Origin of the sequence: Pseudomonas sp. RHF3.3-3, assembly GCF_048069595.1 — a bacterium.
GTDB lineage: Bacteria > Pseudomonadota > Gammaproteobacteria > Pseudomonadales > Pseudomonadaceae > Aquipseudomonas > Aquipseudomonas fuscovaginae_B.
The window spans coordinates 6,354,818-6,375,433 of sequence record NZ_CP182250.1; the positions used below are offsets into that span (position 1 = coordinate 6,354,818).

Below are 20,616 nucleotides of genomic sequence, written 5' to 3' on the forward strand. Positions count from 1 at the left end.
CGCCTTTATTCCTTGGAACCGAACACATCGGCGTGTGTGGCGAATTGTTGTGACCAGCGTGAAGCGTCCGAAAAATCGAGCACCTGCCAGCCTTTGTCCTGCAATACGCTGGTGGTCTGCTCATCCACTGTGTACAGGAACACCAGGGCACGGGATGCCTTGAATTGGGCGGCTGCGATAGCTGCGCCGTTGTTGACGGGCACGTTGAGCGCATCGGGTTGCAATGTGCCAGCCTGCTTGAGGGAGATCAGCCAAGCATCGAGTGGCTCGTCGGCTGACTTACTGGGGGCCGCAGCGGTCGGGCTGTCCATCGGGGGCTGTACCTGGGCGTTGGCCAGCGCCACCAGCAACTTGAGCACATCGGCGTTGCGGCGGTTGATGTGCTCGTGGTCGGGCTGGTTGAAGTAGGACAACAGGCACTGGTAACAGCCAGCTTCGCACTGATGATTGCCAAGCTCATTGCTGCGCTCCAGTGACGGCAGGTCGTCCAGGGCCCAGACGCCGTTCTGCGGGGCGCGATAGTGGATTAGTTGCAACGCCTTGTCTGCCACTAGCGCCAGATCGGCGGAGCTGTTTGCCAGGCGGGTGAGGACGCCAGCACCGCCTTCGGCCGCTTCATAGAACAGCAGGGCGCGACGCTCGTCGGATTTCGGCAGAGGCTCGGCCACCAGTTCGGATTCCTCGATCTGGAAGGTCATTTCTATGCCGCGCTTGAGCACAGCCTGCAGCGTAGCCATGGCCTCCAGCGATAACTCTTGCAGAGGCGCGAGAATCAACAAATTGCGGTGATCCTCAACGAAGGGAACAATGCGCTGGTTGGGCACTTTCTCCATCAGGGCATCACCTTCGCCCTTGTCGTCTTCGGCGCCCGGTGCATCCTGCTTACTCCAGGTACCGGTGATGGGGTTGATGTAGAAGCCCAGTTGCTCCTTGTCCTTGCGCCTGCGCCAACCACGGTTGATGCGCCAAATTTGTGCGGCAGGGGCGTAGGTGAGCTCGCCCAACACGTCCTCGCCTTGTTGGATAACGGCCTTCTGCTGCTGGATACGGCCATCGGGGCCAGGCAGGAAGCGGTAAGTGGTTTGCAGCTCGAAGCCCTGGCGCTGACGTTCCTCGTCGTTGATGGAGATGCGCTCGGTGGCAACGGTTTCCACAGTTTCGATGCGGTAGAGCTCGCGTACCCAATCGTGCTCGGTGAGCAAGGCTTCGCAGTTTTCGCAGCAGTTGACCAGCGGCTGTTCGCCGCCAGGTTCACCGAGATGACCGTAGCCACACCGGCTGCATACCAGCGAGGCAATGGTAGACAATTGACTGTTACCGGAAATGTGATCCGTATTGCCGACGTTGAGCTTGGCGCGCACCACGCGGTACATGCGGCCCTGGTGGTAGATGAGGCTGCGTGGGCCGAACTCGGATAGGGCCAGAAAGCGCGGCCGGCTGACCATGCTACCTTCGTCGTCCTTGCCATTGGCAGTCTGGCCGCCACGTGCGGGAATCCAGGCCATCAGAGGCAGGCGCGGGAAGTTGTAGCCGGGCAGGAAACCTTGGCTAGCCAAGTAACGATAGGTGTAGAAGTCGTTGTTCTGGCCGTTGCCGGACTTGAGCAGCACGGCGTACTGCCGAGCAGCGTCACCATAGCGCCGCTGGGCATTCTGGCGTTCCGTGTGCGAGGCGCTATGGCTTTTGACGATGCGGTCGGCCATGTCCATCTGCTGACGGGTGGCATCGAACAGCACGCGCCAGCGCTCCAGTGCCCCAGAGAACGCCTGCGCCGCGTTGTCGATGACCTGGCGCACATAATCTTGGGTAAACCAGGAGCTGCTTTCGAGCTCCCCCGTGAGTTGGTCGATGACCCGCCCCGCACTTACCAATGCCCGCTGTTGGACAGCAGGTGAACCCAACGCTTCGTGCAGGGGCTGTTTCAGTGGTTTGCCGGACTGATCGAGATCCAGCATGGGCGCGATGCTGTCATCTAGTGGCACCTGGGTACTGGCCAGCCAGACCGCTTGCAGATGACTGTCGATGAGGTCTCGGTTGGTCAGGTCAAGGGTTGGTGCGCGCACTACACCGTGCACCATCTGCTCGGCATTGTGGAAGAACCACTGATCATGCGGACTGAGCGCCGCACAGTAGGTAATGACCAGGGCCTGTTGGCCCGAGCGACCGGCTCGGCCACTGCGCTGGGCATAGTTGGCGGGGGTCGGCGGTACGTTACGCAGGTACACCGTGTTGAGCGCGGAGATGTCCACGCCCAGCTCCATGGTGGGCGAACAGAACATCACCGGCAGACGCTCCAGGGGCGCTTCGTGAGCGGGGTTCTGTGCCCAGTCCTGCCTATCTTTTTCCGTGTAGCGGAAACGCTGCTCCAGCAGTTGTCGGCGTGGCGCATCCACTTGGGCCGTGTGTTCCTGAGCCTCGAAGTCGAACAGTGGATGCGAGGGCCGTTGCAGCAGGTCGGCAATGCCGAGATAAAGAGCGCGGAAATACTGATTGATACGACTGCTGTCAGCTTGCGGCTGATCGGCAATCAGGCACCAGTCCAGGGCTGCCGCGTTCAGGCGCCAGCCGGCGAGCTGGGCGTCGATGGGCTGGCGCTGCACATAGCCGTAGTCCTTGGCGGACTCCAGCAGGGCTTCGATCAACTCGGCCCATTCGGCATCCTTCCAGTGTGCGACTTCGCTGGCGCAGGTGCTGTCACGCCAGAAGGCGGCGGTCTTGATTTGCCGCAGCAGGCGGGAGCGCGGGCCACCCGTCACCAGGTCGGTACGGGGCCGGCCTTTGTATTCAGGTCGTTTACTAAGAATGAGATAGCGGCCGGTATCGAGTTTCTCGTCGGGAGCGAAAGCCCAGCGCTCATTCAGGTAAGTGTGGGCGCTGGTGCGTGCCTTGTCCTGCTCGACCGGGTCAAGATAACGACTTTCTAGGCACAGATTACGGCGGAGGGTGTCGAATAGCAGCTCGTACAGACTTCTCCGTTGCGCGGTCGTCAATTTGGCCAGAATGCTGTTGCCGGTAAAGATACTGGCGTCAGCACAGAAGGCATCCAGGTCACGATAGCGAATCGTCAAAAGACCGATCTGATCCAGATTTGGGTTGTTGAAACGCCAGCCTCGACGCAAATCACGCAATAGCCGATAGGCGATGATGAAGCGCAAGGTGCGTTGCGCTTCCTGCCGGGCCAGCCCCATAAGCTTGGGAGTACGCAGATACTCCATCAGGGCCGCTTCATCGATTCGGTGAAAGCCCAGAGCTTTAAAAACGCTTTCGGCCAGGTGCTCTTCGTCGAGCTGGCCGGCGCTAACCTGGAGTGCACCGATCAAACCTGCACGTAGTGTCAACAGGAAAATGAAGTCGTTAAAATGCCCCGCCTGCAGGGCGGCATCCTGACGGTTGTCGGTGAAACCGAGCAGCTTGCGCGGGTCGGGTTGACCTGGCGACGGTTCGGGAAACGCAAACAGCTGTTGCAATGCCGCTAAGGCAATCATGGTAGTAGCAGAGGAGCGGCCTTCGCCGGATAGGCTGGAGAGACGGTTAGCATCCTTACCATGGGCTTCGTGTGTTATGCCGCAGTTCAGGCAGAAGCGGAACTTGCCTGGGATGAACCAGAACTCCGCTCCAGCGCCTTTTTGCCCTTTGGCATCTACAGTGACCATGTAGGGAATTGCTCCCTCGTAGTCGCGTTTGACCTTGGGCACGCTACGGCTGAGGTCGATCCAGGTTTCCGGCAGATCCTCCTGCATACCACCATATTGCTGTCCAGGCACCAGAGGACACAGAAAGCCATAGCTGGCATCATCCTCTGCCGCGATGTCGTCGATTTCACGCGAACTAAAGCTGAATGAGTGCTGAGAGTGCCAGACAGGCAGGTATTCTTGACCACAGTCGCGGCAGAAGTGGGTGGGATAAAGGAGCACATTCTCGTGCTGGCGTCCTGGGGCGAAACGCTGGGCATCCAGCGTGATATGGCGTTTGCCGCGAGCCTCCAGAGTGGTGAGCACCTTGCCAGGACCACTTATAAACTGGTGCAGTTTGAATGCAAATGGCGGCCTACCCTGAGGCGTTTTCACGTCATGGGCAGCCACGAGAAAGCGCTGTAGAGCGGCTCGCGCAGCGTCAGGCTGGCAACCTCCATCTTTGGCAAGGTGGCGGCTGGCTTCTTCCAGCATCATGGGCCGAGCGCGGCGAGGCGGCTCGTCAGCGGGTAGTTCGATACCCAGGTTCAGCTCAACCCAGATGGATAGCGGATCGTTGCGAAAGGCTTCGAAGTCGACCCAGATATCCTGCTCACGCGCAATAGCCGCTGATAGCTCAGCGCGGATAGCGTTGACATCTTTGAGCGGGTTAGTGACCCGTTCCAAGGTCTCGCCGATGACATCATGCTCGCTGATCTGGGTACCAAAAAGCTTGCTGGCCACGTTAGCAACCACCCGGTTGCGGTCAGCCTGGCTACCGGAAGTGGACATGGTGGCCGAGGTGCCGATGCAGACCAATTGGTCAGCCTTCAGTCGCTCGCGCAGGCGGCGCACAAGCAAGGCAACGTCCGCACCCTGACGACCACGATAGGTGTGAAGTTCATCCAGCACCAGAAACTCAAGTCCTTCACAGTGCTCCACCACGCGACGGTCCACTTTGTCAAAGCGCGTGAGGATGTACTCCAGCATCATAAAGTTGGTCAGCAGAATATCAGGCGGGTTATCCGCAATGGCGCTGCGCTCAGCCTTGCTTTCCTGGCCCGTGTAGCGCCTCACGGTAAAGGGCTGAAGATCTGGCGGATAGCCATGCAGAAATTTGTCGAGCTCTTCCAGTTGACTGTTGGCCAGAGCGTTCATCGGATAAATAACGATAGCCCTAGTGCGTGCTTTGCTGTCGGCTTGCTTCGCTTTGAGAATGCGATCAATGATCGGGATGAAGAAGGACAGGGACTTTCCCGATCCCGTACCGGTCGTGACTACATAGCTTTGACGCTCTTGACCTTTGGCCAGGGCTTCCAACTGGTGCTTGTAAAGATGCAGGGGCTGTGGCGAACCTTCGGTTTTCCCGACCTGAAATATCTCCGCACAGGCCGCGTGCAAAATGCCCTGGTCCACTAATTGCTGCGCCGTACCTTGACGTTGGTAGTTCGGATTGATCTGCACCAGTGGCTCAGGCCAGTAGCGACCTTGGGTGTATTGATGCTCTACCTCTGCTTGGATATCGGGTGCTGCGATGCGAACGAAGCTGCGGGAAAAATTGCCATAGCGTTCAATGAGCTGGTCGCGGAATTGAAAAACGTTATCCATGGTGAGTCCTCGCTGATCCGTCTTGCTGCTAGTCGCCAGAAACGCCGTACTAACGTAGATGCCTGCCGTGATGCGCTTCCATTTTGCTCCGCGCCCTTTGCCGGTCGACTCAATCAACCCTTCTGACTTGATGACCCGAAGCACAAGCCGCGCCATATCCCGGCTCACGCCTGGACAGGCATTTTCGATGACGTCAAATGCGCGGCCGGCCGCAAGTGCTGCCGCGACGTGATGTCGTTATTTGAGTGGTTCGAGGAAGCGTGGGGAGGTACTCGGGAGTGAGCGGTTGCATGGTAACGTAAGCAGAGGCACACAAAAGTACAAATCATAGGGTGCAAATGGGGTATTGTCTCGAAAATACCTCATAAAATTTGCCACAGGTACCGCTGTCCCACGAACCTTGAGCGAAATGCCCCTCCTCTCCGGCAGTGATCACCCCTGCCATGTCGAATCGAATACGCTAAGTGACTCTCGACTCAGGTCTCGGTAACCAAGCCGTCACTACATATGTAAGGAGTCTTTGGCTCTTGCGCATTTGCATCTCAGGCTAAACGAGCGATACCTGTCCCCTCTTCCTCCAACACAGGGAAGAAAAAGGGCTGACGACCTCGCGATTGGCCGCTGCGAAACGACTCCTGATAGTTGACTGAGAAAGATCACTATTCAACACTCCTCCTCAATCCCGTACAGCGCATTCCAAACGGTATTCCACGAGAAATAAGAAACTGAAAAACCAATAATTTTCATAGGCCTATCAAATCATTTCAGATTACCCCGGCAAATGAAAAAAACAAAACCCGCCGAATGCGGGCTTTGTCATTTCTGGTCCCTTTAAATCAACAAGCAGATGTTCAACAGCCTAAGGGCGGCGGCGATCCTTCCAGCAACGCATCCACCACAGCCTTCGCCACCTCCACCGAATGCAACATTCCCCAAAACAACGTCCGTTCCACCGGGTTCTCATGCAAGCTGATCTCATCACCGTTCAGCTCAGCAACCTCCAGCAGTTTCGACACATAGCTCAACGCATCATGAGCCGTGACTCCCGGCTGAATAGCAAAAATCGAGGGACAAAGCGGATCAGCGTGATTGACGGTTTTGGAGAGGGTCAAAGCGAGGGTATCAAGCAATCGGGCAACATCTGGCCGCGCGGACTTCACAGGATCATCGGAAACGGGCGGTGGATCAGGGGTGATCTTCTTAACCATGGCAAATCTCCTAACACTCATACCGAGGGAGAGACCGCCACGCTTGCTGCGACACAAGGGTGGCGAACTGTACGCAGGTTCGCAGACCGGTTAGTTAGGATCCCGGCAGGCATAAGCCTCCTGCGCACAGCCCGCCATAACGCAGACATGAAAAAGCCGCTTGCGCGGCGCTGTGCGCCTAACTAAACGGGCTGCGAAACCCATATCGCTGAATTTGCAGCGACACCGGAAATGTAGGCACGGTCATTGGCGCACACAATATTCTCCCACGCCTAAATCACGTAGGAAAAGTAAGTTCATTTTGAAAGCTATTTCTACTCATTACGAAACATCGGCAAGCCACCACAGAGAAAGGAGAATCGCTTATGTCGCTGCCAACGACATAAGCCAAAAACGTGTCGCTAAAACCTGGAAATAGCGACACGTCATGTTCCTCACATCACCCCACCCTCTCCCCCACCAACCTCTCCAAACTCATCTCCCGCATCCGAAACTTCTGCACCTTCCCCGTCACCGTCATCGGAAACGCCTCCACGAACAGGAAATGCCGCGGCACCTTGAAGTGCGCAATCTTCCCCTTGCAGAACGCCTTCAACTCCTCATCACACGCGCTATGCCCTGGATGACACTTCACCCAAGCCACAATCTCCTCCCCATACCGCTCATCCGGTATCCCGATCACCTGCACATCCGCCACCGCCGGGTGCTTGAACAGAAACTCCTCGATCTCCCGCGGGTACACGTTCTCGCCCCCGCGAATGATCATGTCCTTGTTGCGCCCGACGATGCTCACGTACCCCGCCTCGTCCATCACCGCCAAATCGCCGGTGTGCATCCAGCGCGCACCGTCGATGGCCTGGGCGGTGGCCTCGGCGTCGTTCCAGTAGCCGAGCATCACGCTGTAGCCGCGGGTGCACAGTTCGCCGATCTGCCCGCGCGGCACGATGCGCCCGGCTTCGTCGATGATCTTGCTCTCCAGGTGCGGCTGGGTGCGGCCGACGCTGGCGACGCGGCGCTCCAGGTCGTCATCGGCTGCGGTCTGGGTCGACACCGGGCTGGTTTCGGTCATGCCGTAGGCAATCTGCACTTCGACCATGTGCATTTCGCCGATCACCCGTTTCATCACTTCGATCGGGCAGGTGGCGCCGGCCATGATGCCGCTGCGCAGGCTGGACAGGTCGAATTCGGCCCGGCGCGGGTGGTCCAGTTCGGCGATGAACATGGTCGGTACACCGTACAGCACCGTGCCGCGTTCCTCGGCCACCGCCTGCAGGGCGGTCAGCGGGTCGAAGGCGTCGCCCGGGTAGATCAGGGTGCTGCCGTGGGTCAGGCAGCCGAGGTTGCCCATGACCATGCCGAAGCAGTGGTACAGCGGCACCGGGATGACCAGGCGATCGTGCTCGGTCAGGCCCAGGCTTTCGCCGACCAGGTAGCCGTTGTTGAGGATGTTGTAGTGGCTGAGGGTCGCGCCCTTGGGGAAACCGGTGGTGCCGGAGGTGTACTGGATGTTGATCGGTTCGTCGAACTGCAACTGGGTGCTGCAGGCGCGCAGGTCTTCGGCGGCGACACACTCGGCGCGCTCCTGCAGCGCCGCCCAGCCGAGCATGCCGGCGGCCGGACGGCGGCCCAGGCTGATCACGCCGCGCAGTTCCGGCAGCAGGCGGCTGTGCAAGGCGCCCAGGGCGCTGCCGGCCAGTTCCGGCAGCAGTTCGCCGAGCATGGCGTGGTAGTCGCTGGTCTTGAAGGCGTCGGCGCAGATCAGCCAGCGGCAGCCGGAGTGCCTGAGCGCGTATTCCAGTTCGCTGACGCGGTAGGCCGGGTTGATGTTGACCAGGATCACGCCGACCTTGGCGCTGGCGAACTGGGCGATGCACCACTCGGCGCAGTTCGGTGCCCAGATGCCGAGGCGCTCGCCCGGTTGCATGCCGATCGCCAGCAGCGCGCGGGCGCAGCGCTCGACCTGTTCGGCCAGTTGCGCCCAGCTGTAGCGCACCTGCTGGTGGCGCACCACCAATGCCTCGCGCTCGGCAAAGCGCGCCACGGTCTGGTCGAATGCGGCGCCGATGGTCATGGCCAGTAGCGGCTTGTCCTGTCGGCCGCGGGTGTAGCTGGGTGAAGTCATGATGTCCCCTCGATCTTGTACTTGTGTGCCGTCCTGGCGGGGAGGCCTTGCCTGAGGATGCCAAGCAGTGAAGTACAAAACCGCGGAGGACGCGAAATCCAACAGCGAAATCCAGCGGACAGCCGGAGCAAGAAAGATTACCCAACGGTAGTGGGGACAGTCACCGAAACGTTACGCAATAGTGGCATAATGCGACCCGCCCACGGGCTCTCCGGAACACATCGGTCAAACATCCATGAAGCACAATCCAGCACAGTCGGGTTTCACCCTGGTGGAACTGATGGTCAGCGTCGTCGTGGTCGCCATCCTGGCCGCCATCGCCGTTCCGGCCTACAGCAGCTACGTCAACAAGAGCACGATCAAGGCCGCCCAGGCCGACCTGGTTGCCCTGAGCCTGAACCTGGAAAACAGCTACCAGAAACAGCTGGTGTATCCGACCTCCACCGCCAGCGGTGTCACCCAGATCCAGTGCGCGCTGATCGGTAACCCGTCGCCCTGCACCAGCCCGTCGTCGGGCTGGCAGCCGAGCCAGTCGGGCAAGTTCAACTATTCGATCAGTTCCACCTCGACCACCTACACCGTGACCGCGACCGGCAACGGCGGTGCGCTCAACGGGTGCACCATCACCCTGGACCAGAGCAACAGCCGCAGCATCAGCTCGTGCAGTTCGTACAACGGTAGCTGGCTGTAATGCGCTGCCGCGGCTTCACCCTGGTCGAACTGATGATCACCGTCGCCCTGCTCGGCCTTATCCTGATGGTGGGCGTACCACTCACCCAGTCCTGGACCAACAGCAGCTACCAGCGCGATGCCGCCGGCCTGCTCAAGCAGGGCATCAGCCGCGCCAAGGCGACCGCGCTGCGCAACCAGGGCGCCGTGCAGGACAGCGCACCCGCCGCCGTGCTGTGCCGCTCCGGGCAGAATCTCAAGCTGTTCCGGCTCAACGCCGGGCAATCGATCGATTGCAACGCCACCAGCCAACCGGTCTGGAGCAGCACGATCCCGGCCGCGGCGGGAATCAAGGTCGCCGGGGTCGACATGGCCTGCGTCGCCTTCAGCAACCGCGGCCTGGCGGTCAGCGGCAACAGCTGCAGCACCGGTACGCTGCAGGTCACGGCGGGCAGCGAGAGTTCGGTCGATGTCCCGCTCATTTAAGCTGCGCCGGCTCCAGCGCGGCGATGTCCTGCTCGAATCGCTGATCGGCATCCTGTTGATGGCGACCATCGGCCTGGGCATCACCTATGCCTCATCACGGGCGGCCATCAGCCAGCGCGACATGAAGCTGCAGAACATCGTGGTCAACCAGATGCGCAGCCTGCTGGAACAGAACGGCGCGCTGCTGTGCTCGAGCAAGGCCTCGCTGCTGGTGGTGTCCATTCCCAGCCAGACCGACACCGTGCCGATCACCGCGACCTGCACCAACGCACCGAGCGTCACCGTCGGCACCAGCACGATCACCGGCGGCACGCCGCAAAGCTCGGTGGTGCTTACCACCCGCGCCCAGGACAGCAGCCTGTTCGGTGGCATCATCCGGGTCGGAGACGAGTCTTGAACCGCGCGCAGCGTGGCTTCACGCTGATCAGCCTGCTGATCGGCACGACCATTTCCCTGATCAGCATCCTGGCCATGCTCGCGCTGTACAAGAACGTGGTCTACAACGCCCTGGCTTCATCACAGAGTTCGCGCCAGGACGGCCAGGTGGCCTCGGCGCTGATCACCGCCCAGCGCGAGCTGATGAATGCCGGCTTCTGGAGCGGCAGCGCCACGGCGCGGGCCACCTCCGATATCGACAACAACTTCATCCTGCTGTCCGGCGCCCTGCTGAACAACGGCACCCTGACCGGCACCGCCACCGCCCAGACCAGCTTCCCGACCCTGACCAGCACGGCACCGAACGGCATCAGCGGCAATGCGATCGTCTGGTCCTACCAGACCAGTGCCACCGCCACCGCCAGTTGCGCCGGGTTGCTGATCAGCAACGGCGCGCTGCTCAGCCTGAAGGCCGCGGCGAGTTGCACCCAGGCATCGACGCAGTGGAGCAGCACCACCTGGACCAGTACCCCGCTGATCGAAAGCGGTCAGGGCACGGCCTCGCTGTCGGTCGGTTTCGCCACCTGCTGGCCCTATGGCCGAACCACCGACACCACCAATAGCGCCTATCGGCTGCAGGTCAGCCTGAGTGCCAACAACAGCACGCTCGATCCCAACAGCACCGATCCCCAGCCCGCCTACGTCAAAAGCAAGGCGACGGCCTGTCTGATCAATTTCGAAAAACCCACTTCCTGACCGAGCGCCCGATGCCTGCACCCGCGTTTTTCCGATCGACGCGCGCTTCCCAGCGCGGCATGGCCGCCACCCTGATGATCCTGTTCGTCGGCATGGCCCTGAGCGTCACCGCGCTGAGCATGATGTACGGCATCGGCGGTGCCCAACAGCAGCAGATGGCGGCCCATGCCACGTCGCCGGCGGAGTCGCGGGTGTGGAGCGGCGTGGAATGGGTGCGCCTGTACCTGCAGGGCCAACTGACCCAGGACAGTACCCTGGCCAACGTCACCGTCGGCAACCTGCCGATCAGCGCCACCGGGCTCAGTGCGCAGATCGTCTCCAAGGTCGCCAGCGGCAGCAGCACCCTGGTCACGGCCACCATCACCGCCACCAACAACCTGGCCACCAATACGCTACAGGTGGTGTATGTGTTGACCCCGGCCAGCAGCACGCCTGCAACGCCGGCCGGTGGCAGCCTGCCGCCGGCTCTGCAGTTCAACGGCAACTTCAACTACACCGGCGGCAGCCTGTCGATCACCAACGGCACGACTTTGGCGAACATCGTCGTCAACGGCGTACTGAGCATCTCCAACGGCGCCAAGGCCTATGTCTCCGGTTGCGCCAAGGGCGGCATCAACCTCAGTGGCGGCGGCATCGCGGACAACGCGACGCTCAACACCGAGGGCACCTTCTCCATGAGTTCCAGCAGCGCGCCGGTCAACCTGACGGTGGGTGCCAAGTCGATCAATATCACCCAGTCCGGCGGCAGCTACGTGGCGATCCAGGCCGGCGCGTTCCGCGCCAACGTGCTGTCGGGCGGTTCGACCGTCGGTACCGCGCTGGTCGGCGGTATCCGCAACAGCGACAACTCGATCACTGCCGCCAGCAGCGGCACCGCGCTGATCACCCTGAGTTCCGGGGCGGTCTACACCCTGGACCTGAGCAAGGCCACGCAGTCGGCCGGGGCCATCAGCACCAGCAACGCGCAACTGATCTCCGGCACCGGTACCCTGCCCGCCAGCATCTCGCTGACCTACAACGCGGTCTATGGCGGCGACGTCAACTTCCTCACCGGCACCGTCGGCACGTTCTGGGGCAACACCCTGGCGCTGACCGGCTACAGCGCCACCTACAACACGCTCAAGGCCAACAGCGACGTGTCGATCCTCACCGCCAACGTCGGCAAGTTCCAGGGCGGCGGCAACCTCAGCGTGACGCAATGGAACACGCCGACCTTCAGCACCGCCAGCCAGATCGCCGGACAGATCCTCAACCAGAACGGCACGCCCTACACCGGCAACACCATCGCCAACCTGACCGCGAACGTCGCCGGCGCCTCGCCCGGCCTGCCCGGCGTGCCGTACTGCAACATCACCGCCACGCCGGTGGATGTCACGCCGCTGAAAAGCCAGGCCAACTACGTGTTCTCGTTCTCCGGGAACACGCCGATGCTAACCATCCAGAACGTCAAGACCGCAGCCGGCACCACGGTTTCCGCCGGGCCCTACAACCTGGCGACCACCGACCTGCGCACCCTGCTGGGCAACAACTTCATGATCTGCAACTACGGCAACAGCACCTGCGGCAACGGTGCCACGCCGGGCAACGGCTGGAACCTGACCGGCATCACCGCGTTCCCACCGGGCGTGCTGTGGTTCGACGGCAACGTCACCTTCAACGGCGTGCAGAGCATGAGCCGCCTGACCAACACCGTGCTGACCACCGGTGACGTGACCCTGACCAGCAGCGGCATGGTGCCGCTGTACTCGCCGAACTTCTCCGGCTATTCGAACCTGTGCACCGGCTCGTTCTACCCGACCAACCTGTGCAACAAGAATGCCTCGCCACCGGGCCTGGCCACCTGGACCGACTCCGCCAACGTCACCCACAGCGGCCTGCCCATCGGCAACATCGCGATCGAGGCCAACGGCGGGCTGTCCACCAGTGGCTGGACGCTCTACGGCAACGTGATTCTCGGTGGCCTGGTCAGCACCTCGGGCGCCACCACCAACATCAAGGGCTCGCTTACCACCGGCAACAACAGCCCCAGCCCGACCACCATTTCCCAGGGCGGTATCGCCATCGACGTCTCCTCGGTGACCAGCGACCAGACCATCACCAACCCGTCGACGCCGAGCACGGGCAGCGGCGGCACCTCGACCCAGGCGACGACTCGGGTGCGGTGGGTGCGGGCGTACTGACAAACCCCGAGCGCCTCCCCACACGGAGCTCCGATCGCTCCCACGCGGAGCGTGGGAACGATCAGTGCCAAGGGATCAATTCTGCCAAAGGGTCTTGCCGAAGAACGTCAGGGTGCGGTCCCAGGCCAGTTGCGACCACACCGGGTCGAACTGGGTGCCGGCGATACGACCAGGGCCCACGGCGGTTTCGTTGGCGAAGGCATGGTGGGCCAGGTAGCGGTGGAAGGTGGCATCGACGCCGGCCTCATGCAGCTTGGCTTCCAGGGCATCGACGGTCTCGATTGCGAAGAACAGGTCCTGGGTCGCCCAGTGGCCAAGCAGCGGCGCCTTGATTGCCGAGGCGTCGAGGTATTCCAGCGGCGGGAAGCCGTACCAGACCACGCCAGCGGTCAGCTCGGGGATCGCATTCAGCGACAGCAGGGTCAGCGCGCCCCCCATGCAGAAGCCGGTCACGCCGATGTTCTTCGTGTAGCCGCCCAGGTACTGCACCGCGCCACGGATGTCCTGGCTCACCGCTTCGGCGAAGTCGAGCTTGCTCATCAGGTGGTGGGCTTCTTCCTCTTCCACCGTGGACTCGCCACGGTACAGGTCCGGCACCAGCGCCAGGTAACCGCTGGCCGCCAGGCGATCGGCGACACCGCGGATCTGGTCGTTCAGGCCCCACCACTCCTGGATGACCACGATGGCCGGGGCACCTTCCAGCTTGGCCGGGCGGGCCAGGTAGCCGCTGACTTCGCGGCCGTCCGGGCGTTTGAAGCTGACCGGGTTGTTTGCTTGGGACATGGCTCGTCACCTCGAATCGGGTTGAATGGAATCGGACCCGATTAAAGCCCCATGTCCCGGCCTTGGCGAGCACTATTTGAACGAAGGCTGTCCCTTACTTCAGCTCGAACACCAGGCAGGGATTGCCGTTGAAGCGCCCTTCGAACGCCGGCTCCGCCTTCTCCAGCGAGGTGCCCGCCAGCAGGTTCTGCTCCTTGCGCGACAGGATCACCCAGGCCGGGCGCGGCAGCGAATCCAGGCTGGGCGCATTCCTGGCCGCGATGAACAGCGGCTTCTCGTCGTGGCCCAGGTTCATCATGTAGCGCACCGCCCAGGTGTCCTGGCCCAGATTGAGGAACACCAGCGGCCCCGGATTCGTCGCACGCAGGTGCTCCACCGGGCCAACGAAGCCCCGGGTGTCGAATTCCAGGTCCTTGGCCGGCTCGACCACCTTCACCAGCAGCAGCCACTGGGCCGCCAGGGCGATCAGGCTGAGCAGTACCAGGCGCCGCCCCGGTTCGGCGGATGGCTTCAGCCAGAGCCTGGCGGCGAGCACCTGCAGCACCACCAGCACGCCCCCCAGCAACGGCACCGACACCTGCGGCCAGAACCCATGCTTGAGCCAGGAATGGTGCAGGACGAACACCACGACAATCCCCAGCCCCGGCAGCAACGCCACCAACCCGGTATAAAAACGCCGCACACCCACCAGCCAACCGTGCGCGTTCAGCAACCCATAGGCCGCCACCGCCGCGAACATCGGCACCATCGGCAGGATGTAATAGGCTCGCTTGAAGTGCGGCACCGACAAGCCCAGCAGAATCATCAGGCCACAGGCCCCTAGTCGCAGGGCCAGTTGCACCTCATCATCGTGGTCACGCTGCGCCCATGTGTGGCGCAGCGCGATCAGCGTTGCCAGCGCCAGCGGTACCACCGGGAAGTAGCGGTACAGGCTGAGCTGGAAGTAGAAGAAGAACGGCTCGCCACTGTCCCCCAGGCGCCCGCCGATCTGCATGGTGTAGACCTGCCTGGCGAAGTCCTCGCCACCGCTCAGCCGGGCCAGGCTCATCAGCGCCCACCAGCAGGCCGCCAGCAACAGCAGGCCGACCACGCCGTAGCCCAACACCCTGCGCACGACCCGCAGCGTCTCGGCCCGCGACCGGCAAACGCCCATGGCCCAGTAGACACAGGCCACGCCACAGACCTCGATCAGCCCCAGCGGCCCGCGAATGACGAAGCCCAGCACGAACAGCGGGAACACCGCGTATTGCCGCAGCCGCGAACCGAGGCGTTCGCCGGTGTGCAGCAGGTAGAAGCAGGCCAGGCACAACAGCGAGGTCATCTGGTCCAGGCACACCGAGCGCGACTTCTCCAGCAGTTGCGTCGTCAGCGCGGTCAGCAGCACCGTCAGCAGCGCCCAGGTGCGCCCCGATGGCGCCAGCAGCCGGTAGATCATCGCCAGCACGCCCGCCGAGGCCAGCGCCGTCGGCATGACGTTGGCCAGGTGGTTCGGCGCGCCGAACAGCCGGGCGAACAGGTAGCTCAGGAAAGTCGCGGTGCCCGGGTAATCGGGATAGGGCTCGCCATAGGTCGTGGCGAAAAAGCCCGGACCATGACGGAACATTTCCTCGAGGAACAGCCACCAGCGGCCGTCGAACCCCTGGGCCGTCTGGTCCCAGATGCCAAGGGTGAAGAGCAGCAGGGCGACCAGGAAGATCGACAACGATTCGAGGCTAAGGCGTTTTTCGTGGGCCATCGGCATACGACTCATCCGCAACAACAGGGTGGACGGGCAAACCCTAATGGTGCCGTGGGGGGCACTGAATGCTGCCTGAACGAAGGCCAGAACCCGCGTGACTGGGAATCCTTCTCGGCAGGTTGTGCTACCCCCGGCCCTTGGCACCCTCTATAGTCCCCAGTCAGTCCAAGGTAGGAGCCTACGCAGTGCACTCCAGAATCACTCTCCGCCACCAGTCCCTTCGTACCCTGACTTTCGCCCTTTCGCTGGCCCTGTTCAGCGCCCCGAGCCAGGCCAAGGCCCTGCCCGACGCCCCGGAGATTGGCACCGGCTATCGCAGCGGCCTGCTCACCCGGCAGGCGAGCAAGCACATGGCCGCCGCCGCCAACCCGCTGGCCGCCGAAGCCGGGCGCGAGATCCTGCGCCAGGGCGGCTCCGCCGTGGACGCGGCCATCGCGATGCAGGCCGTGCTGACCTTGGTCGAGCCGCAGGCCACCGGGATCGGTGGCGGCGCCTTCATCATGGTCTGGGACGGCCGGCAGGTACACGCCTACGACGGCCGCGAAACTGCTCCGGCCGGGGCCAACGAAAAACTGTTCCTGAACGCCGACGGCACCCCGATGGCCTTCACCCAGGCACAGATCGGCGGCCGCTCGGTCGGCACACCCGGCGTGATGCGTGCCCTGGAACTGGCCCACCGCAGCAACGGTCGGCTGCCCTGGGCCAAGCTGTTCGAGCCGGCGATCCGCCTGGCCGAGCAGGGTTTCCCGATTTCGCCACGCCTGCACAAGCAGATCGCCGCCAGCCCGTTCCTGCCGAAATCGCCGGCCATGGCCGCCTACTTCCTGGACGCGGATGGCCGCCCGAAAGCGGTCGGCACGGTACTGAAGAACCCGGCGTTGGCCGCGGTGCTCAAGCGTATCGCCAACGAAGGCAGCGACGCGTTGTACAAAGGCCGCATCGCCGAGGAGATCGTCGCCGCGGTCAATGGCAGCGCCAACCCCGGCAGCCTGTCGCTGGCCGACCTGCAGGGCTACCAGGCCAAGGAGCGCACGCCGATCTGCTCCGACTACAAGCAATGGAAACTCTGCGGCATGCCACCGCCCTCCTCCGGGGCGATCGCCATCGCGCAGATCTTCGGCACGCTGCAGGCGTTGGAGGCCCGCGACAAGCGCTGGGCGCTGCCGGCACTACCGCCCCTGAAAACGTCGACCGCCGCCGGCCTGGAACCCCGCCCGGAGGCCGTGCACCTGATCGCCGAGGCCGAACGGCTGGCCTATGCCGACCGCGGCCTGTACGTGGCCGACAGCGATTTCGTCCCGGTACCGGTGGCCGGCCTGATCGACCCGGCGTACCAGGCCCAGCGCGCCCGGCTGATCAGCGAACGCAGCCTGGGCAAGGCCGAACCCGGCGTACCGAACGGCGTGCAGGTGGCCCTGGCCCCCGACCGCTCGCCCCTGCGCATCTCCACCTCGCAGATCGTCGCCGTGGATGACCAGGGCAGCGCGGTGTCCATGACCACCACGGTGGAAAGCTCGTTCGGTTCGCACCTGATGGTCGAGGGCTTCATCCTCAACAACCAGCTGACCGACTTCTCCTTCATCCCCAGCGAAAACGGCAAGCCGGTGGCCAACCGCGTCGAACCGGGCAAGCGCCCGCGCTCGTCGATGGCGCCGACCCTGGTGTTCGATCGCCAGAATGGCGAATTCCTCGGTACCGTCGGCTCGCCCGGTGGCTCGCAGATCATCGAGTACGTGGCCAAGACCCTGGTCGGCCTGCTGGACTGGCAGCTCGACCCGCAGGCCGCGATCAACCTGCCCAACTTCGGCAGCCGCAACGGCCCGACCGAGCTGGAGCCCGGCCTGTTCTCGCCACAACTGATCGACACGCTGAAGCAGCAGGGGCATGAGGTCAACGAACTGGAAATGACCAGCGGCACCCAGGCGATCATGCGCGTGCGTGATGCCCAGGGCCGTACGTCCTGGGCCGGTGGCGCCGACCCGCGGCGCGAAGGCGAGGCGCTGGGCGACTGACGCGCAAGGACGGTGGCGGGCCCGCTCGCCACCGTTGCCGGGCCCGCTACACAGTCATTCACAATTTATTAAGATATTCCTCCGTATAGTGCCGGGTCATCTGGAGGCCTCAGGGCCGACTTTCCTTTCCCCGGTATCCCCATGCGCACGACACGTCCCGTTATCCTGCTGTTCCTGCTTGGCTGCCTGCTGTTCTTCTTTGCCCTGGGCAACCATGAGTTGCAGGGTTCCACCGAATCCCGGGTGGCCGGGATCGCCATGGAAATGCACCTGAACAACGACTGGATCACCCCGCGCCTGCTGGGCGACCCGTTCCTGGAAAAACCCCCGCTGAGCCTCTGGCTCGATGCCACGGCGATCAAACTGCTGGGCGGCACGCCCCTGGCGGTGCGCCTGGCCTCGGCGTTCGCCGGGCTGTTCACGGTGCTGGCGCTCTACGGTTTCATGCGCAGGATCGGCCGCCCCACCCTGTTGGCCTGGGCCGCCGCCGCAATGCTGATGACCATGGCCAGCTACCTGGGCAATGCCCGCCAGGTCGGTGAGGACGCCATTCTCAGCCTCGGCGTATCGCTGGCGCTGTTCGCCTTTTTCCAGGCCAATGAGCAGCGCAAGCGCCAGGCCGCCACCCTGGGGAGCTGGCTGGTGTTCATGCTCGGCATCGCGATCGCGACCCTGACCAAGGGCGTACTGGGGCTGGCCCTGCCGGGTGTGGTGATTTTCTTCTATCTGGTCAGCGAGAGCCTGCTCGACCGGCGCTTCAGCCTCGGCAACTGGCTGCGCCCGGCACTGTTCACCCTGGTGGGGCTGATCCCGCTGCTGATCTGGCTGAAACTGCTATACGGGCAGGGCGGCGCGGATGCTGTCCGTGAAGTGCTCTGGGCCAACAGTGTCGGCCGCTTCAGCGGCTCGTTCACTGCGGCCGGCCACTACGAGCCCTTCTACTATTACTTCACCAAGTTGCCGGAGGCGTTCCTGCCCTGGAATCTGCTGGTGTACCTGGGGCTCTGGCACCTGCGCAAGGAGCTGGTGCGCAAACGCCACCTGCTGTTCGCCAGCGTCTGGTTCCTGGCCCAGTTCACCCTGCTGACCCTGGCCTCGAGCAAGCGCATGGTGTACATGGTGTCCATGGCGCCCGCCGCCGCTATCATCGCCGCCGAATACAGCGCGGTGGTTCTCGCCTGGCTGCGTCGGCGCTCCGCCACCTCCACGCTCAGCCGCCAACTGGTCGACAAGCGCCGCCCGCTGGCTGCGGCGCTGCTGGCCGTGGTCGTCTGCGGTTATCTGGTGGCCGCCTGGCGGGCGCCGCTGGCCGACCGCAACACCTCGTTCAAGCCGGTGACCGACCAGGTCATCGCCCTGCAGGCCAGCGGCAAGCAGGTCGCGCTATACCAGCCGGACGAACGCCTGGCCTCGACCGTGTTCTACACCCAGCGCCAACAAGCGGTGGTACAAACCCAGGAGCAGTTGGACGCGTTCCTGCAGGCCTCGCCGGACAACGTCGCCGTGGCCCAGAACCAGCAACCCGATGCCTCGCACAAGGTACTGGCCACCGTCACCATCGGCGGCAAGCGCACTTACTACTTCTACACCCGCTGAACACTCATGGGCATAAAAAAACGGCGCTCCTTGAGCGCCGTTTTTCATGGGGCGGGTACTTACTGAACGTTCTTCAGCTTGACCACGTCGCCGGACACCTTGGTGGTGTAGCCGGTCAGGACCCAGGCCCAGAACCAGTTTTCCTGGACCTGGGTGTTGATCAGTGCGTCACCGCCCTTGGCCTGGATGGCAGCAGTCTGGGCACGGACGAAACGGTCGTTCTGGCGGATCGGGATGAATCCGAACAGCAGCATGCCGGTAGCGGTCGCTTCGCTGTGACCGACCACGGTGTACTGGTTGCTGTCCAGCTGCCGGGTTTTCATCGCCGTGCCGGTGCAACCGCCCAGCGCCAGGGTAACCAGCAGGGAAGCGGCGATTTTGCTCGCGTATTTCAAGGGATAACTCCATGGGAAAAACCCCGGGAGTCATTTCCCGGGGACGCGTACTGTAAAGGGGATAGCGGCAAACTCAAATGCTTCATCGAGTGCCATGTGGTCTGGGCCTGGCGATTCTCGGCGTTGCCCTAGGGCTTGAACACCTGCGGCCAGTCCGGGGCTTCGATATAACCCATCACCTTCGGCGCCTGGCTGGCCGAATGCTCGGTCAGGAACAGCGCCAGCCCGTAGCCTGGCGACGGCATGGAGAAATTCATGGCGTCTTCCAGTGCCCCCATGCATTCGCTGTGGGTGACCAGCACCAGGTTGCGCCCCGGCACCTTGTAGCGGCGAATGTCGCGCAGCAGGGTCTTGCGGCAATTGAACAGCCAGTCCTGGGTGCTGCTGGCGTGGTTGAACATGTAGGCGGAGGTCTGCACGGCACGGGTCAACGGGCTGTTATAGATATCCGTTCGGGACAGGCCGAGCCTTTCGAAGCGCGCGCCCAACGCCACCGCCACGTCGCGAGCGCGATCGGTGATGCCGTCCGGCTCCGCCAGGCAGGGCGCCCTGGAGCGGTCGCAACGCTCGACATGGCGCACCAGCACCACCATTTCGCCCCTGGCCCACCCCGCAGTCAGCGCCATCGCGCTATCATTGCCAGCCTGGGCCAGATCGACAACGGCAGCGGGCCGCAACATCACCAGCGTCAGCGGAATGACGAGCAGCGCTGCCAGCGATACCAGCAGGGCGTTCCGGTACCGGACGAGGCGGTTCAGTTCGAACGAGCGCTTCAACCAGCTATACGGCAGTCTTGATTCCACGTTCGGCTGCCTCTGCGAAAAAGGCCGGTTGAGTAGGCAATGTCGGCGACGCTACAGCACAAAAATGACAACTGAGCCTCGGGCTTGACTGCCGCTGGAGAAACCGCTTCCCTGCCTGCTGCAAACTCATTCGAACACAGAGCCTAGGTTCGTGAAGGTCGCGTCGCGGTGAAAGGAATGTGAAAAATTCCTCAATCGCCGACCTCGATCCGGC

At 62.8% G+C, this 20,616-nt stretch carries 14 protein-coding genes and 1 pseudogene; 7 read left to right on the plus strand and 8 right to left on the minus strand.

The window, feature by feature from the left end; all coding sequences use genetic code 11:
- Nucleotides 1–5: 5 nt before the first annotated feature.
- From ACMGT0_RS27940 to ACMGT0_RS27955, 4 genes and pseudogenes are all read right to left on the minus strand, one after another.
- On the minus strand, nt 6–5,279 hold the full coding sequence (locus tag ACMGT0_RS27940; RefSeq protein ID WP_416773568.1) for a DEAD/DEAH box helicase: 5,274 nt from the start codon (nt 5,277–5,279) through the stop codon (nt 6–8).
- Nucleotides 5,280–5,351: 72 nt separating this feature from the next.
- Nucleotides 5,352–5,468 (minus strand): annotated as a pseudogene (locus ACMGT0_RS27945) (cell filamentation protein Fic); the annotation flags it as partial.
- Between the two features lie 662 nt (nt 5,469–6,130).
- A complete protein-coding gene (locus tag ACMGT0_RS27950) occupies nt 6,131–6,487 on the minus strand; it encodes a hypothetical protein (protein WP_416770639.1) in 357 nt (118 codons plus the stop codon).
- 439 nt (nt 6,488–6,926) lie between these two features.
- A complete protein-coding gene (locus tag ACMGT0_RS27955; RefSeq protein WP_416770641.1) occupies nt 6,927–8,609 on the minus strand; it encodes an AMP-binding protein in 1,683 nt (560 codons plus the stop codon).
- A 235-nt stretch (nt 8,610–8,844) separates the two neighbouring features.
- Between ACMGT0_RS27955 and ACMGT0_RS27960 the strand changes: the two genes are divergently transcribed.
- The 5 genes from ACMGT0_RS27960 to ACMGT0_RS27980 are packed head-to-tail and all read left to right on the plus strand — an operon-like array spanning nt 8,845 to nt 13,075.
- Nucleotides 8,845–9,300: a type IV pilin protein gene (locus ACMGT0_RS27960; RefSeq protein WP_054062509.1), complete on the plus strand. Its 456-nt coding sequence runs from the start codon at nt 8,845–8,847 to the stop codon at nt 9,298–9,300.
- On the plus strand, nt 9,300–9,764 hold the full coding sequence (locus tag ACMGT0_RS27965) for a pilus assembly FimT family protein (protein ID WP_054059339.1): 465 nt from the start codon (nt 9,300–9,302) through the stop codon (nt 9,762–9,764). Before ACMGT0_RS27960 ends, ACMGT0_RS27965 begins: the two co-directional genes overlap by 1 nt.
- A complete protein-coding gene (locus ACMGT0_RS27970) occupies nt 9,748–10,161 on the plus strand; it encodes a hypothetical protein (protein ID WP_054062510.1) in 414 nt (137 codons plus the stop codon). Before ACMGT0_RS27965 ends, ACMGT0_RS27970 begins: the two co-directional genes overlap by 17 nt.
- The gene (locus tag ACMGT0_RS27975; protein WP_416770644.1) at nt 10,158–10,895 is read left to right on the plus strand and encodes a PilW family protein; all 738 of its coding nucleotides are present in this window, start codon (nt 10,158–10,160) and stop codon (nt 10,893–10,895) included. The genes ACMGT0_RS27970 and ACMGT0_RS27975 overlap by 4 nt, the downstream gene beginning before the upstream one ends.
- Before the next feature lie 11 nt (nt 10,896–10,906).
- Nucleotides 10,907–13,075 carry a beta strand repeat-containing protein gene (locus ACMGT0_RS27980; RefSeq protein WP_416770646.1) on the plus strand — a complete coding sequence of 723 codons (2,169 nt, stop codon included), beginning with the start codon at nt 10,907–10,909 and terminating at the stop codon, nt 13,073–13,075.
- A 75-nt stretch (nt 13,076–13,150) separates the two neighbouring features.
- Here ACMGT0_RS27980 and ACMGT0_RS27985 read toward each other — a convergent pair whose 3' ends face one another.
- Complete coding sequence (locus tag ACMGT0_RS27985) at nt 13,151–13,858, minus strand: dienelactone hydrolase family protein (RefSeq protein ID WP_273821518.1); 708 nt, start codon at nt 13,856–13,858, stop codon at nt 13,151–13,153.
- Nucleotides 13,859–13,952: 94 nt separating this feature from the next.
- Nucleotides 13,953–15,593 carry a hypothetical protein gene (locus ACMGT0_RS27990; RefSeq protein WP_416773570.1) on the minus strand — a complete coding sequence of 547 codons (1,641 nt, stop codon included), beginning with the start codon at nt 15,591–15,593 and terminating at the stop codon, nt 13,953–13,955.
- A gap of 188 nt (nt 15,594–15,781) precedes the next feature.
- Here ACMGT0_RS27990 and ggt point away from each other — a divergent pair, with 188 nt between their 5' ends.
- Together ggt and ACMGT0_RS28000 are read left to right on the plus strand one after the other, a co-directional pair.
- Nucleotides 15,782–17,608: a gamma-glutamyltransferase gene (gene ggt / locus ACMGT0_RS27995; RefSeq protein WP_416770647.1), complete on the plus strand. Its 1,827-nt coding sequence runs from the start codon at nt 15,782–15,784 to the stop codon at nt 17,606–17,608.
- Between the two features lie 141 nt (nt 17,609–17,749).
- Entirely contained in the window at nt 17,750–19,204 is a 1,455-nt protein-coding gene (locus ACMGT0_RS28000) for an ArnT family glycosyltransferase (protein ID WP_416770649.1), read from the plus strand.
- Nucleotides 19,205–19,263: 59 nt separating this feature from the next.
- Here ACMGT0_RS28000 and ACMGT0_RS28005 read toward each other — a convergent pair whose 3' ends face one another.
- Nucleotides 19,264–19,599: a hypothetical protein gene (locus tag ACMGT0_RS28005; RefSeq protein ID WP_054062516.1), complete on the minus strand. Its 336-nt coding sequence runs from the start codon at nt 19,597–19,599 to the stop codon at nt 19,264–19,266.
- Between the two features lie 128 nt (nt 19,600–19,727).
- On the minus strand, nt 19,728–20,402 hold the full coding sequence (locus ACMGT0_RS28010) for a histidine phosphatase family protein (protein ID WP_416770651.1): 675 nt from the start codon (nt 20,400–20,402) through the stop codon (nt 19,728–19,730).
- Nucleotides 20,403–20,616 lie beyond the last annotated feature (214 nt).

Coding starts and splice junctions, on each gene's coding strand:
- ACMGT0_RS27980 (WP_416770646.1), top strand. CDS start 10,907: ATGCCTGCACCCGCGTTTTTCCGATCGACGCGCGCTTCCCAGCGCGGC.
- ACMGT0_RS27950 (WP_416770639.1), bottom strand. CDS start 6,487: ATGGTTAAGAAGATCACCCCTGATCCACCGCCCGTTTCCGATGATCCT.
- ACMGT0_RS27970 (WP_054062510.1), top strand. CDS start 9,748: ATGTCCCGCTCATTTAAGCTGCGCCGGCTCCAGCGCGGCGATGTCCTG.
- ACMGT0_RS27985 (WP_273821518.1), bottom strand. CDS start 13,858: ATGTCCCAAGCAAACAACCCGGTCAGCTTCAAACGCCCGGACGGCCGC.
- ACMGT0_RS27960 (WP_054062509.1), top strand. CDS start 8,845: ATGAAGCACAATCCAGCACAGTCGGGTTTCACCCTGGTGGAACTGATG.
- ACMGT0_RS27955 (WP_416770641.1), bottom strand. CDS start 8,609: ATGACTTCACCCAGCTACACCCGCGGCCGACAGGACAAGCCGCTACTG.
- ACMGT0_RS27940 (WP_416773568.1), bottom strand. CDS start 5,279: ATGGATAACGTTTTTCAATTCCGCGACCAGCTCATTGAACGCTATGGC.
- ACMGT0_RS27990 (WP_416773570.1), bottom strand. CDS start 15,593: ATGGCCCACGAAAAACGCCTTAGCCTCGAATCGTTGTCGATCTTCCTG.
- ACMGT0_RS28000 (WP_416770649.1), top strand. CDS start 17,750: ATGCGCACGACACGTCCCGTTATCCTGCTGTTCCTGCTTGGCTGCCTG.
- ACMGT0_RS27965 (WP_054059339.1), top strand. CDS start 9,300: ATGCGCTGCCGCGGCTTCACCCTGGTCGAACTGATGATCACCGTCGCC.